The 14,115-nt window shown below is 69.7% G+C and carries 13 protein-coding genes; 9 read left to right on the top strand and 4 right to left on the bottom strand.

Translation table 11 applies throughout. The features are described 5' to 3' along the window. Positions 1-27: 27 nt before the first annotated feature. Positions 28-813 carry a transcriptional repressor LexA gene (gene lexA / locus QIS96_RS01495; RefSeq protein ID WP_282540459.1) on the bottom strand — a complete coding sequence of 262 codons (786 nt, stop codon included), beginning with the start codon at positions 811-813 and terminating at the stop codon, positions 28-30. A 480-nt stretch (positions 814-1,293) separates the two neighbouring features. Here lexA and nrdR point away from each other — a divergent pair, with 480 nt between their 5' ends. Then, positions 1,294-1,830 carry a transcriptional regulator NrdR gene (gene nrdR / locus QIS96_RS01490; protein ID WP_282540458.1) on the top strand — a complete coding sequence of 179 codons (537 nt, stop codon included), beginning with the start codon at positions 1,294-1,296 and terminating at the stop codon, positions 1,828-1,830. Between the two features lie 160 nt (positions 1,831-1,990). Then, positions 1,991-4,879, top strand: a complete 2,889-nt coding sequence (locus QIS96_RS01485) for a vitamin B12-dependent ribonucleotide reductase (protein WP_282540457.1) — start codon at positions 1,991-1,993, stop codon at positions 4,877-4,879. Between the two features lie 100 nt (positions 4,880-4,979). Here the strand turns inward: QIS96_RS01485 and QIS96_RS01480 are convergent, their stop codons facing one another. Both QIS96_RS01480 and QIS96_RS01475 read right to left on the bottom strand, forming a co-directional pair. Further along, complete coding sequence (locus QIS96_RS01480; protein ID WP_282540456.1) at positions 4,980-5,543, bottom strand: YrhB domain-containing protein; 564 nt, start codon at positions 5,541-5,543, stop codon at positions 4,980-4,982. Positions 5,544-5,571: 28 nt separating this feature from the next. After that, positions 5,572-6,102 carry a TerD family protein gene (locus QIS96_RS01475; protein ID WP_282540455.1) on the bottom strand — a complete coding sequence of 177 codons (531 nt, stop codon included), beginning with the start codon at positions 6,100-6,102 and terminating at the stop codon, positions 5,572-5,574. Between the two features lie 215 nt (positions 6,103-6,317). Here QIS96_RS01475 and QIS96_RS01470 point away from each other — a divergent pair, with 215 nt between their 5' ends. The 7 genes from QIS96_RS01470 to QIS96_RS01440 all read left to right on the top strand — a co-directional run bounded on the left by QIS96_RS01470 (position 6,318) and on the right by QIS96_RS01440 (position 12,801). After that, positions 6,318-6,923, top strand: coding sequence for a YdbC family protein (locus QIS96_RS01470; protein WP_282540454.1), 606 nt, complete (start codon positions 6,318-6,320; stop codon positions 6,921-6,923). A gap of 37 nt (positions 6,924-6,960) precedes the next feature. Further along, complete coding sequence (locus QIS96_RS01465) at positions 6,961-7,620, top strand: histidine phosphatase family protein (RefSeq protein WP_282540453.1); 660 nt, start codon at positions 6,961-6,963, stop codon at positions 7,618-7,620. Between the two features lie 81 nt (positions 7,621-7,701). Further along, the gene (locus QIS96_RS01460) at positions 7,702-8,943 is read left to right on the top strand and encodes an NAD(P)/FAD-dependent oxidoreductase (RefSeq protein ID WP_282540452.1); all 1,242 of its coding nucleotides are present in this window, start codon (positions 7,702-7,704) and stop codon (positions 8,941-8,943) included. Between the two features lie 67 nt (positions 8,944-9,010). After that, positions 9,011-9,949 carry an RNA polymerase sigma-70 factor gene (locus tag QIS96_RS01455; RefSeq protein WP_408907100.1) on the top strand — a complete coding sequence of 313 codons (939 nt, stop codon included), beginning with the start codon at positions 9,011-9,013 and terminating at the stop codon, positions 9,947-9,949. Between the two features lie 143 nt (positions 9,950-10,092). Beyond that, positions 10,093-10,998, top strand: coding sequence for an ADP-ribosylglycohydrolase family protein (locus QIS96_RS01450; protein ID WP_282540451.1), 906 nt, complete (start codon positions 10,093-10,095; stop codon positions 10,996-10,998). Positions 10,999-11,338: 340 nt separating this feature from the next. Beyond that, positions 11,339-12,043, top strand: a complete 705-nt coding sequence (locus QIS96_RS01445) for a ribonuclease HII (protein WP_282540450.1) — start codon at positions 11,339-11,341, stop codon at positions 12,041-12,043. Positions 12,044-12,114: 71 nt separating this feature from the next. Further along, a complete protein-coding gene (locus tag QIS96_RS01440; protein ID WP_282540449.1) occupies positions 12,115-12,801 on the top strand; it encodes a hypothetical protein in 687 nt (228 codons plus the stop codon). Positions 12,802-13,295: 494 nt separating this feature from the next. On the opposite strand, the gene QIS96_RS01435 is transcribed toward QIS96_RS01440, so the two are convergent. Next, on the bottom strand, positions 13,296-14,090 hold the full coding sequence (locus QIS96_RS01435; protein ID WP_408907091.1) for a hypothetical protein: 795 nt from the start codon (positions 14,088-14,090) through the stop codon (positions 13,296-13,298). Between the last annotated feature and the right edge of the window lie 25 nt (positions 14,091-14,115).

Here is a 14,115-nt window from a genome sequence, read left to right as displayed (position 1 = left end):
GGGGGCTCGGGGGCTGTGCCCCCGACTTCACACCCGCCGCAGCACCGCCACGACCTTGCCGAGGATCGTCGCCTCGTCACCCGGGATCGGCTGGTACGCGGAGTTGTGCGGCAGCAGCCACACATGCCCGTCCTCGCGCTTGAACCGCTTCACCGTGGCCTCGCCGTCGAGCATGGCCGCCACGATGTCGCCGTTCTCCGCGACGGGCTGGCGGCGGACGGTGACCCAGTCCCCGTCGCAGATCGCCGCCTCGATCATGGAGTCGCCGACGACCTTGAGGACGAACAGCTCACCGTCACCGACCAGCTGGCGCGGGAGCGGGAAGACGTCCTCCACCGACTCCTCGGCGAGGATCGGGCCACCGGCGGCGATCCGGCCGACCAGCGGGACGTACGACGCGGCCGGCTTGCCGGTGGTGTCCGTCGGCTGGCTGCTGGGCTGGTCGGAACCACGCACCTCGTACGCACGCGGCCGGTGCGGGTCCCGGCGCAGGAAGCCCTTGCGCTCCAGGGCCATCAGCTGGTGCGCCACGGAGGACGTGCTGGAGAGGCCCACCGCCTGGCCGATCTCCCGCATGGACGGCGGGTATCCACGCCGCTGCACGGAGTCCCTGATGACCTCGATCACGCGGCGCTGGCGGTCTGTGAGCCCGGTGCTGTCCGCCCTGATGCCTGGAGGTCGCCCGGGAAGCGAGCGTGTGGGCTTGGCCCCCTCCGGGTTCGTGGCTCCGTCATTCATGGCATGCACCGGCTCGAGTCGGCCCTGGGCGCGGTCCTGGGCGGTGATGGTGGCGCTGTCTGCGGTGGTGGTCACGGCGGCCCCTCTCGAGATGTTCTCCCTAGCTGGACAACGGTAGTAGCTTTCGAAAGGTTGCGCCAAACACACGTTCGAGTGAAAAATCGCGTACCGCCTGACGTGATCATGAGCTCAGGTGTATGGCTGACGCTCGATCCGAAAGGCAATTCGGTTCATTACGGTACGCTTCACCGCTGGTGTCGAGCGCCCCGCAGTGGTGTCTCCCAGTGTGCCATCCGAGCCCTCCCCGATCGGGCCTCGCCCCCCTTCGCGTACTCTCGTCGACGGCCCCTGCTTGGCGTCGGATCCGCGACACGCGATGACGCCGTTTGTGAAGCCAAACCCAAGATCTAGTGGTTGGATTGGCTGCGCCGCCCAGAAGTTGTGGTCCCTGGTCCTTCAGGGCCTCGGCCATCGCCTATGCTTGGGGCTGCTTCGAGGGGCTGCAAGGCCCTCTTCGAGGCCATTCAGTCGTGCTGTGAAGGAGGGTTGGGAGTTATGCACTGCCCCTTCTGCAGGCACCCCGACAGCCGCGTCGTCGACAGCCGCACCACGGACGACGGCACGTCGATCCGCAGGCGCCGTCAGTGCCCGGACTGCTCCCGTCGTTTCACGACCGTGGAGACCTGCTCGCTGATGGTGATCAAGCGCAGCGGGGTGACCGAACCTTTCAGCCGTACCAAGGTCATCAATGGCGTCCGCAAGGCATGCCAGGGGCGACCGGTGACCGAGGACGCTCTCGCCCAGCTCGGCCAGCGGGTCGAGGAAGCGGTGCGTGCCACCGGCAGCGCCGAGCTGACCACCCACGATGTGGGCCTGGCCATACTCGGACCGCTGCGCGAGCTCGACCTCGTCGCCTACCTGCGATTCGCGTCCGTGTACCGGGCGTTCGACTCGCTCGAGGACTTCGAGAGCGCCATCGCGGAACTCAGGGAGCAGCGTGGCTCCGCGAGAGGCGAGGACGACGGCCGGCAGGCCGATAGCGGGCCCGGAGGGACTGTCGAAGTCCCCGTGCCCGCCACCGCCGCCGACTGACGGCGGGCCGGAGCGGACCCAGCAGGAACGGTCCGGCCGATCAGCGGCGATCCAGACCCGTCATGGGTGCCCTCGGGGTGCCCGCGACACCAGACACACACCGTGCCACGGGGAAGAACGAGGCACTTTAGGGCGTTTTAGCCCGATAAAGGGAGGCGGCATGACAGAGACGGCGAGCGGCCCGGCACGAGGTTCCCGTTCCAAGGGTTCCAAGAGCAAGGGTCTGCGCATCGAGCGCATCCACACCACCCCCGGCGTGCATCCGTACGACGAGGTGGAGTGGGAGCGCCGTGACGTCGTCATGACCAACTGGCGCGACGGCTCGGTCAACTTCGAGCAGCGTGGCGTCGAGTTCCCCGACTTCTGGTCGGTGAACGCGGTCAACATCGTCACCAGCAAGTACTTCCGCGGGGCCGTCGGCACCCCGCAGCGCGAGACCGGTCTGAAGCAGCTGATCGACCGGATCGTGAAGACGTACCGCAAGGCCGGCGAGGAGAACAGCTACTTCGCCTCGCCCGCAGACGCCGAGATCTTCGAGCACGAGCTGGCCTACGCCCTCCTGCACCAGATCTTCAGCTTCAACTCCCCGGTGTGGTTCAACGTCGGCACGCCGCAGCCGCAGCAGGTCTCCGCCTGCTTCATCCTCTCCGTCGACGACTCCATGGAGTCGATCCTGGAGTGGTACAAGGAAGAGGGAATGATCTTCAAGGGCGGCTCCGGCGCCGGCCTGAACCTCTCCCGCATCCGCTCCTCCAAGGAGCTGCTCTCCTCCGGCGGCAACGCCTCCGGTCCCGTCTCCTTCATGCGCGGCGCCGACGCCTCCGCCGGAACCATCAAGTCCGGTGGCGCCACCCGCCGTGCGGCCAAGATGGTCATCCTCGACGTCGACCACCCCGACATCGAGTCCTTCATCGAGACCAAGGTGAAGGAGGAGGAGAAGATCCGCGCCCTGCGCGACGCGGGCTTCGACATGGACCTGGGCGGCGACGACATCACGTCCGTCCAGTACCAGAACGCCAACAACTCGGTCCGCGTGAACGACGAGTTCATGAAGGCCGTGGAGTCCGGCGGCAACTTCGGCCTTCGCTCCCGGATGAGCGGCGACGTCATCGAAGAGGTCGAGGCCAAGTCCCTCTTCCGCAAGATGGCCGAGGCCGCCTGGGCCTGCGCCGACCCCGGCATCCAGTACGACGACACCATCAACGCGTGGCACACCTGCCCGGAGTCCGGCCGCATCAACGGCTCGAACCCGTGCTCCGAGTACATGCACCTGGACAACACCTCGTGCAACCTCGCCTCGCTGAACCTCATGAAGTTCCTCAAGGACGACGGCGAGGGCAACCAGTCCTTCGAGCCCGAGCGCTTCGCGAAGGTCGTCGAGCTGGTCATCACCGCGATGGACATCTCCATCTGCTTCGCGGACTTCCCGACGCAGAAGATCGGTGAGAACACCCGCGCCTTCCGCCAGCTCGGCATCGGCTACGCCAACCTCGGCGCCCTCCTGATGGCGACCGGCCACGCCTACGACTCCGACGGCGGCCGTGCGCTCGCCGGCGCCATCACCTCCCTGATGACGGGCACGTCGTACAAGCGCTCCGCCGAACTCGCCGCCGTGGTCGGCCCGTACGACGGCTACGCGAAGAACGCGACGCCGCACAAGCGCGTCATGAAGCAGCACGCCGACGCCAACGCCAAGGCCGTCCGCATGGACGACCTGGACACCCCGGTCTGGGCCGCCGCCACGGAGGCCTGGCAGGACGTCGTCCGCCTCGGCGAGAAGAACGGCTTCCGCAACTCGCAGGCCTCGGTCATCGCCCCGACCGGCACCATCGGTCTCGCGATGTCCTGCGACACCACCGGTCTCGAGCCCGACCTCGCCCTGGTCAAGTTCAAGAAGCTGGTCGGCGGCGGTTCGATGCAGATCGTCAACGGCACCGTGCCGCAGGCGCTGCGCCGCCTCGGCTACCAGCCGGAGCAGGTCGAGGCGATCGTCGCCCACATCGCCGAGCACGGCAACGTGATCGACGCCCCGGGCCTGAAGACCGAGCACTACGAGGTCTTCGACTGCGCCATGGGCGAGCGCTCCATCTCGGCGATGGGCCACGTCCGCATGATGGCCGCGATCCAGCCGTGGATCTCCGGCGCCCTCTCCAAGACGGTCAACCTCCCGGAGACCGCCACCGTCGAGGACGTCGAAGAGGTCTACTTCGAGGCGTGGAAGATGGGCGTCAAGGCGCTCGCCATCTACCGCGACAACTGCAAGGTCGGCCAGCCTCTCTCCGCCAAGAAGAAGGAGGAGGAGAAGGCCGAGGTCACCGCGAAGACCGAGGAGACCATCCGCGAGGCGGTCGAGAAGGTCGTCGAGTACCGTCCGGTCCGCAAGCGCCTCCCGAAGGGCCGTCCCGGCATCACCACCTCCTTCACCGTCGGCGGCGCCGAGGGTTACATGACCGCCAACTCCTACCCGGACGACGGTCTCGGCGAGGTCTTCCTGAAGATGTCCAAGCAGGGCTCCACCCTCGCGGGCATGATGGACGCCTTCTCCATCGCGGTCTCCGTGGGTCTGCAGTACGGCGTTCCGCTGGAGACGTACGTCTCGAAGTTCACCAACATGCGCTTCGAGCCGGCCGGTATGACGGACGACCCGGACGTGCGGATGGCGCAGTCGATCGTCGACTACATCTTCCGCCGCCTGGCGCTCGACTTCCTGCCCTTCGAGACGCGCTCCGCGCTCGGCATCCACTCCGCCGAGGAGCGCCAGCGCCACCTGGAGACGGGTTCGTACGAGCAGCCCATCGACGACGACGAGGTCGACGTCGAGTCCCTGGCCCAGTCCGCCCCGCGGGCCCAGGAGCTGCTGAAGTCGGTGTCCGCGCCGCAGGCCGAGACCGCGGCCCCGAAGGAGGCGCACACCTCCGCGGAGCTCGTCGAGATGCAGCTGGGCATCCAGGCCGACGCCCCGCTCTGCTTCTCCTGCGGTACGAAGATGCAGCGGGCAGGCTCCTGCTACATCTGCGAGGGCTGCGGTTCGACCAGCGGCTGCAGCTGAATCCAGGCGCTCACGCGCTGAACGGCAGCTCGGCTGCTGAGAGTTGAGGAAGGGCGTCGGCCTTGTGGCCGGCGCCCTTCGCCGTCCCTGCGGGCGTTTGTCAGGAGGGCGGTGTGCCGGGGCGGATGGTGGTCACGCTGAGCACCGGATCAAGAGGCTCCACGAGTTCCTCGGCCGCCACGTCCACGAGCCGCCCCGGCGGATCCCCCTCCAGCAACCCCTTCACGTACGCGAGTGCCTCCGGCGGCGACAGCACCGGCAGCCGTCGGCGCAGTTCCCGGACGGCGTGCAACCGGCCGCGCCCGGCGGCGACTTCGCGTACCGAATCGTGCAGATCGTCCACCGCCGTGCGCACCGGGAGGCCGCGGATCCGGGCGCGGTAGTCGTCCGCCCACGCCCCGCCCAGGGCCGAGACGACGCCGATCTGATGCAGCCCGCCGTCGACGCGGTCCACGAGGTACGGGCCGTTGCCGGCCACCATGAACTCGGGGTCACGCCTGCGCACGTACGGCTCGGACTGCCAGTGGACGATCCAGACCAGTTCGTGCCGCTCGACCTCGAGTACGGCCATGCGCATCGTGTCCGGATGCGTGGCGCGCCACCGCTCGTGGTCGCGCTCCAGCTGTTCCTCGACAGCACGGATCGCGGCCCGGCGCTCGATCACGAGCCCGGTGCCCGAGTGCGTTCGGGGCTCAACTCAGCGCGCCCAGCTGGGCCGCGAAGGACGTGGGGTCGGCGTCGAAGCCGCGGATCGTGCTGCGGAACTCCCACGTGCCGGTCTCCGGGTCCCGGGTGAACTCGGCGATCGTCGCCGCCGTGCCGCCCGCGGCCTCGGCGAGGTCGCTCGTCGCCAACTCCGTGTAGCCCTCGGCGATGCGCACGCCGGTATTCTCGATGTCGGCGAAGGTCTTCCGGTCCTCGTTCTGCTGTATCACCACACCGACCACGACCCGCGTGTACGACTCCGCGAGGCGGTCGAACTCCAGCGTCATGACCTCGTCGTAGCCGAAGCCCTGGCCCGTACGGCTGTCGCGGTTGAGGTTGATCGTGCCGTCCGGGGAACGGCTGTCGAAATGCACCACGTACTCCGGCTCGGCGTACCCCGCGCCCTCCGTGTACGCCGCCGCGACGAGGTCCAAGTCGTGCTCCGGCGCACCCATCGGGCTCGGGTCCCACCTCAGAGCCACCTCGACCTTGCCGAGGCCCTTCTTGACGCTGCTCACTGGACTCCCCCTCCTGGACGGCGAGTTGATGTTCCCTCACATGGTCACGTCCGATGAGACACGTTACGGCCTGCCACTGACAACCGGCACCCGGGAGCGCACCCGTTGTCCACAGGCTGTTTCTCAACAGGCACCGTTTCTCAACAGGTCGTCGTCCACAGGCAGTTGTCCACAGGGAGTGACCGCCGGCGTGCTCAGCGGCATAGGATGGCGCGGTGCTGGTCAAGTGGATTCGCTGCACCGTGATGGACCGCCGGGGGTTCGAGCGGGGGCAGCGAAAGTGGGCGGGGCTTCTGGGGGAGCCGGGGTTTCGAGGACAGGGCGGTGGGTGGAGCCGTCGGCGGCCGGACACGGTGCACGTCATATCGTTCTGGGAGAGCCGCGCGTTCTACGACTCCTTCATGGCCCGCTCGCACGACCGGCTGCATGCCGCCCAGGCCGGTACGTACAAGGACCTGCAGGTCAAGCTCTTCGACCACCGCTTCGACGTGAAGACCGGCTTCGAACCGCACTTCGCCGACGCGGACGTGGTGCGGCTCGCGCACTGCAAGGTGCGCGAGGACCGCGTCGAACACTTCGCGCTCGTACAGGAAAAGATCTGGAACCCGGCGATGGCCGGCTCTCCCGGCATGGTGCGCGGCCTCTTCGGGGAGGCGCCGGAGCACGAGTTCCTGGTGCTCTCCATGTGGCAGTCGACCGCCGAGTACGGGAAGTACCAGGTCGAGCGCGTGGAGCGGCTCACCCTGCGAGCGCAGACCGAGGCCGATGTGGCGGCCCTCGACGGGGACGTCGTGCAACTCGAACCCTCGTGGACGGTCTGACACACCCGCCGGATCCGGAAGGTTCTAGGGTTTCCGCATGGCACGTCCTCGGCGCATCGTCCTCGTCCGGCACGGAGAGTCGGAAGGCAATGCCGACGACACCGTCTACGAGCGGGAGCCCGACCACGCGCTGCGCCTCACCGACATCGGCCGCCGCCAGGCCGAGGCGACCGGCGAGCACCTGCGGGAACTCTTCGGTCAGGAGCGCGTCAGCGTGTACGTCTCGCCGTACCGGCGCACGCTCGAGACGCTGCGCGCCTTCGACCTCGACCCCGCCCTGATCCGCGTGCGCGAGGAGCCGCGGCTGCGCGAGCAGGACTGGGGCAACTGGCAGGACCGCGACGACGTACGGCTGCAGAAGGCCTATCGCGATGCCTACGGGCACTTCTTCTACCGCTTCGCGCAGGGCGAGTCCGGGGCGGATGTGTACGACCGGGTCGGCGCGTTCCTGGAGAGCCTGTACCGCAGCTTCGAGGCGCCGGACCATCCGCCGAACGTCCTGCTCGTCACCCACGGTCTGACCATGCGGCTGTTCTGCATGCGCTGGTTCCACTGGTCGGTCGCCGAGTTCGAGGCGCTGTCCAACCCGGGCAACGCGGAGGTGCGGTCGCTGATCCTCGGCGCGGACGGACGCTACTCCCTGGACCGGCCGTTCGTACGGTGGCGCGAGCCGGAGACGTACGACCAGATGCGGTAGCCGATTTCTGCGCGCGGGGTGTCACAGCTTTCGGCCAGGCGGTGTCTTGAGGTCGAACCCCCCTGGAGCGGAGGAAAGACCATGGCTGACAACACCGGCACGGCGGCGCCGACGACCGAGGTGCTCGTGATCGGCGGCGGGTACGCGGGCGTGATGGCCGCCAACCGCCTGACGCAGCGCGATGACGTGTCCGTGACGCTGATCAACACGCGCCCGGACTTCGTCGACCGCATCCGCCTGCACCAGCTGGTCGGCGGGTCCCACGACGCGGTCGTCGACTACGGCAGGATGCTCGCCGCGCGGGTGCGGCTCGTCGTCGACACGGTGACGCGCATCGACGCCCCCGTGCGCAGCCTGACCCTGGCGAGCGGCTCCACGCTCGGCTACGACCACCTGATCTACGCGGTGGGCAGCGGCAGCGCCCTGCCGGACGTGCCGGGCGCAGCCGACTTCGCGTACCCGATCGCCACCCTCGAGGAGGCGGAGCGGCTGCGTCCGGTCGTGGCCGCGGCACCCGCGTCGGCGCCGGTGACGGTGGTCGGCGCGGGTCCGACCGGCATCGAGACCGCCGCCGAACTCGCCGAGGAGGGCCGGGCGGTGACCCTGGTCTGCGGCGGGGAACTCGGGCCGTATCTGCACCCTCGGGGCCGCCGCTCGGTCGCCGACCGGCTGGCCTCGCTCGGCGTGACGGTGCTCGACGGGCCCGGGACGCACGTGACGGCGGTGACCGCCGATTCCGTACGCCTCGCCGACGGCCGCGAGGTGCCGAGCCGAGTGACGATCTGGAGCGCCGGATTCGGCGTGCCCGACCTGGCCCGCCGCAGCGGACTGAGCACCGACGAGCTGGGCCGCCTCCGCACCGACGAGACCCTGACCAGCGTGGACGACGTACGTATCGTCGCCACCGGGGACGCGGCGGCGCCCTCGGACCTGCCGTACCGGATGAGCTGCCAGGCCGCCGTCCAACTCGGCCCGCAGGCCGCCGAGACGGTGCTCCGCCGGATCGCGGGGGAGCAGCCGCGGGCGGCCGAGGTCGCCTTCGTCAGCCAGTGCATCAGCCTCGGCCGGCGTGCGGGGATCTTCCAGACCGCGTCGAAGGACGACATCGCGCGGCCGTACTACTTCGCGGGCCGACCGGGCGCGAAGATCAAGGAGTTCATCTGCCGGGGCATCGTCTGGCAACTGCGGTTCGAGGCACGCCGCCCCGGCGCCGTCGCCTGGTGGATGAAGGACGGCAAGCGCGCGGCGGCGGTGCGGGCGGCGGCGCAGCCTCCGGTGGCGGAGGCCGAGTCGCAGGGGAATCGGTCGGCGGCCGTGCGGTGAGGCGCGGTATGAGTGAGGACCGCTTGCCGTGGGAGATGGGCGAACGAGGATGGGCATGGGGACGGGGATGGGCGTGAGTGCTGGGAGTGACATGGGCGAGGACCAGGCCGCGGAGGGGCCCGCTTTCGACGAGGCCACCGAGACCTTCGTGGCACACCGCAACCTGCTTTTCACCGTCGCGTACGAGATGCTCGGCTCGGCCGCCGACGCCGAGGACGTGCTCCAGGAGACCTGGCTGCGCTGGGTCACCGTGGACCTGCGGCAGGTGCGCGACCAGCGCGCCTACCTGGTGCGCACGACGACCCGGCAGGCCCTCAACCGACTGCGCACGCTCAAGCGCCGCAAGGAGTCGTACGTCGGACCCTGGCTGCCCGAACCGATGCTCACCGCGCCGGACGTGGCCGAGGACGCACTGCTCGCGGAGAGCGTCTCCATGGCCCTGATGCTCGTCCTCGAAACGCTCTCGCCGACCGAACGCGCCGTCTTCGTACTGCGTGAGGCCTTCGACCTCGGATACGACGAGATCGCGGACGCCGTCGGCAAGAGCCCGGCCGCCGTACGGCAGATCGCGCACCGGGCCCGTAAGCACGTCGACGCGCGCCGCCCGCGGCAGACGGTGTCGCCCGACGAGACGCGGGCGGCGCTGCACTCCTTCCGACGCGTCCTCGAGACCGGTGACCTGCAGGGGCTCATGGACGTGCTCGCGCCGGAGGTCGTCCTCGTCAGCGACGGCGGCGGCATCAAGCAGGCGGCGCCGCGACCGATCAACGGCGCCGAAAAGGTGGCCCGCTTCATGCTCGGCGGACTCGGCAAGAACCAGCTCCCGATCACCCTGGCCCCGACCGTGGTCAACGGGAACCCCGCCCTCGTCGTGCACCTGGACGGCGAGCTGGACGGGGTCATGGCGGTGGCCGTCGACGGCGGGCGCATCAGCGGTCTGTACTACGTCCGCAATCCGGAGAAACTGTCCCGCGTGGAATCTGAGACTCCGCTGAGCAGGCAGTGACTGATGCTCTGAGCAGGCAGTGACTGATTCTCTGCGGCGGGAGTCGCGGGGGAGGGAGCTAGGGGGCGCTAGGGGGGGCTAAGGGGCCGGATAGCGTCGGCGTGGTGCTGGACCGGGGGCCGACGAATTAGAGTGGCAGAGCCATGATCGCTGACTCCTCTTCCCAGCAGCGCCTGGAGCGCGCACTCGCCGCCCTTCGCGGTCTCGCGGTGGGGGACGCCCTCGGGTCCCAGTTCTTCGTCCCCGCGAACTATCCGCTCCTCAAGCGCCGTGAAGTGCCGCAAGGAACCTGGCAGTGGACCGACGACACCGAGATGGCCTGCTCCGTGCTCGCCGTCCTGGCGGCGCACGGGCGTATCGATCAGGACGCGCTCGCCCAGTCCTTCGCCGAGCACCACGACTTCGACCGCGGCTACGGGCCCGCCGTGAACCGACTCCTGCGCCTCGTCCGCGAGGGCGGCGACTGGCGCGAGCTCTCCTCGGCCCTGTTCAAGGGGCAGGGGTCGTGGGGCAACGGCGCGGCCATGCGGATCGCCCCACTCGGCGCCTGGTACGCCGACGACCCCGAACAAGCCACCCACCAGGCGGAGATCTCCGCCTACCCGACGCATCAGCACCGTGAGGCCGTCGTCGGCGCGATGGCCGTCGCGGCGGCCGCGGCACTCGCCGCCGACCCGGCAGGGCCACCCACCCCCGCGGCTCTGCTAGACGGCGTCGTCGCGCTCGTGCCGCGCAGCGCGGTGGGCGCGGGCCTGCGGCGGGCCCGGGACATGCTCGACTACAGCGACTCCACCACCGTCGCCGCCGTCCTCGGCTGCGGCCGTCGCACCACCGCCCACGACACCGTGCCCTTCGCCCTCTGGTCCGCGGCGCGCTCCCTCGGCGACTTCGAGCGGGCCTTCTGGACGACGGCGCAGGTCGGCGGCGACATGGACACGACCTGCGCGATCGTCGGCGGAGTCGTGTCCTCCGGCGGCAAGACCACCCCTCCCGAGTCTTGGCTGCAGCAAACTGAACCGCTTCCCGCTTGGGCGCCCACCTCCGGCTGAGGCTGCTCTTTCGGGGGCGGGAGTGGGGGCCTGGGTCTCGCGTCGGTGCGTGACTGGGCGGCGAAATTCCTTTCTGGCTGGTGGTTATGTGGTTGTGTGCCCTGTTGGTGAGGGGTGAGGATGCGTCGCTGGCGGTGAGTGCTGACGGTGGGCTTCGGCCCCTCTGTGAGCCCTGTAGGGGTCTCGCTTTCTTCGATTGCTAGTGCAATGCTCGTAGCGAGATCGAGTTCTTGAATCCGCCGCTTCGGACCGTTGGACCCCCGGCCGAAGGAAATCGATCTCCCCGTTCCGGGAACCGGGGTGTCGCAGCGCCCACCGGGCGGCGTAACCTGTCTGCGCCATGCCGTACGAAGCACCCACCCACACCGTCGAGCGTTCCCTTCGGGCAACCACCGGAGCGAAGCTCGTCGCCGGGGTCGACGAGGTGGGACGGGGCGCCTGGGCCGGGCCCGTCACCGTCTGCGCGGCGGTCACCGGACTGAGGCGGCCGCCCGCCGGACTCACCGACTCCAAGCTCCTCACCGTCAAACGACGCGACGAGCTTGCGGAGGTGCTGAGGGACTGGGTCACCGCCTACGCGCTCGGTCACTCCTCTCCGGAAGAGATCGACGAGCTCGGCATGACCGCAGCGCTCCGCCTCGCCGCGGTGCGCGCACTCGAAGGTCTGCCGGTCCGCCCGGACGCGGTGATCCTCGACGGCAAGCACGATTATCTCGGCGCCCCCTGGAAGGTCCGTACGGTCATCAAGGGGGACCAGTCCTGCGTCGCCGTCGCTGCGGCCTCGGTCATCGCCAAGGTCAGCCGCGACGCCATGATGGCCGAACTGGACGCCGAACACGCAGACTTCGCCTTCGGCGCCAACGCGGGTTACCCCTCGCCGGTGCACAAGGCGGCGCTTGAGGAGCGGGGTCCGACCCCGTACCACCGGCTGTCGTGGTCCTATCTCGACGCGCTGCCCCAGTGGCGGCATCTCAAGAAGAACCGCGTACCGGTGCTCAGCGGCGGCACCCCGGAAATCGAGGGGCAACTCGGCTTCGATTTCTGACACCATTGCCGGTCGCACTCATGTGCCACCCGCCGGTGCCGTGCGCACCGGCGTTTGATAGACAACCACTCATGCCTCTCATTCCCGAGGAGCCTCAGATTCACGAGAGCGCCCAGGGTCCCCGCGCAACTCCGGCCAACGGCCGCACCGCGCCGACCCCCCGTCCCGTACCCGGCCCCCGCCCCGCGGCACCGCCGCGACCGGGACGCCCGGGTCCCCCGAGGCCTACGCCTCCCGCGCAGCGCACCCCGGCCAAGCCGGGCCCGGCTGCCCCCACTGCCACTCCCGCCGCCAAGCCGGCCCCCGCTGCGCCCGCCACCGTGCCGGCCCAGGGGTCCGCGCGTGCCGCCGCGAGCGAGTCGGCCGGTACTCCGCAGATCCAGCTGATCCCGGCCTCCGCCGACGGTGCGCTGGACGCCGCGGAGGAAGCGGTCGACCTGCTGCTCGACAGCGGTCGCCAGCCCGGCGAGATCCTGGTGATCACCACCGGCGACCCGCACCCCTGGGCAGCTCACGAGCTGTCCTTCGGCGCGGACGCCTACTGGGCCCAGCACGATGCCCGCGACGACGTGTTCTACGCCGCCGCAGCGGACATCGCCCGAGCGGGCAGCCGCTCCGTGGTCGTCGTCGCCGTCAACGGCGATTCCGACAACGAAGCGGTCACCGCTCTGCCGCTCGCGCTCAGCCGTGCCGGAGCCCTGCTGATCGTCTGCGGCGACCCGCAGCGCATCAACTCGGCTCTGGGTGCCGGGGTCTGACACCTCGACACCTGGGTCCGGCATCCCGACACCCGGGTCGCCGATCGGCGCCACTCGTGGGGGCGGCGTCTCTGCACGCCCTCCGGAGCGTCGACGGCACCCGGTCCGTGCCGGGTGAGTGCGGCCGTACTGTCAGGCCGAGCTTGCCGGGCAGCCGGGTGGTTCTGGGGTGCCTGAGTGCTTCCGGAGCGCCTGAGCACTTCCGGGGCACGTGAGTGCTTCCGGGGCGCCTTGGTCTTCGGGGGTGCCTGAGCACTTCCAGGGCACCTTGGTTCTTCGGGGTACCTGTGTGCTTCCGGGGTGCGCCACTCCAAGTGCCGGGATCCTTCCGGGATCCTTTCCAGGCGCCTGGCTCCTTGCCCGGCCGTGTGAACGCCTGCCTGAAGGTCCGTGCCCACCGCGCGGCCTCAGGTCCGTTCACCACCCTGCAGGTCCGTTCACCACCTGCTCGCAACCCCGCTCACCACTCCGGGCGGCTCACCACTCCGCGCGGCTCAGCGAGCCGCGCCTCGCCGCAGCCTCTGCGCCGCTCCACCTCCGGAGCTGCCCCTTGTCTGTGCCGGCGGCTGCGGTAGTGGCTGTACCGCCGCGCCGTTGGCCCGCAGCCTCTGCTCCACCGACGGAGGACGCTCCTGCCGCCGTCGTATCTGCTCCTGCTCCTTCCTTGCGGCGTCCGCTCCCGCGCCAGCCCTCTCATCCGGCTCCTCCAGGTGCCAGCCGCCCTCGACCTGCCCCGGCAGCGAGCCGATGTGCGGCCTTCTCCCGCCGCGCCCTTCGCCGAGCACCTGCCAGCCGCCGTGCGTCAGCGTGATGTACGCACCGCACCTCAAGCCGTGCAACGTGCAGGCGTCCCGCAGCCCCCACATCCACGCCCCGTCCTCCTGAGTCCACTGCGCGTCCCCCTCGCGGCAGTACAGCAACACCGCTGTCCGGACCGGTGTACGGCGCCGCAGATCGTGCGGGATGACTCGACGCAGCTGCGCCAGCAGGGCGTTGCGGTTCACCCAGCCGTCCGCTCCCGTCGCGCGCCTGGAGAACGAGGCGCTCGCCCGAAGCCGCTCCTCCTGGTCGAGCACCGCAACCACCGCGGTCTCAGGCGTGGGCAGATGCCGTAGGTGCAGGCCGCTGACGACCTCACGCGGATCGCGCAGCAGCGGGATCCCCGCCGCTGCCCATTCGGCGGGTTCCAGTACACGGGCCAGTTCATTGCTGGTGGAGTCGGACATCTCAGCGGGCTGCGATGCCCCCGGCTTCGATGCCGCTGCGGACGGAGCGAATCCGAAGGTCACGGTCCTCCCTTCGGCTACACGCCCA

Origin of the sequence: Streptomyces cavernicola (assembly GCF_029968035.1) — a bacterium.
Classification (GTDB): domain Bacteria; phylum Actinomycetota; class Actinomycetes; order Streptomycetales; family Streptomycetaceae; genus Streptomyces; species Streptomyces cavernicola.
Note: the sequence above shows the minus strand (reverse complement) of the source record. Positions and strands in the feature narration are given on the sequence as shown.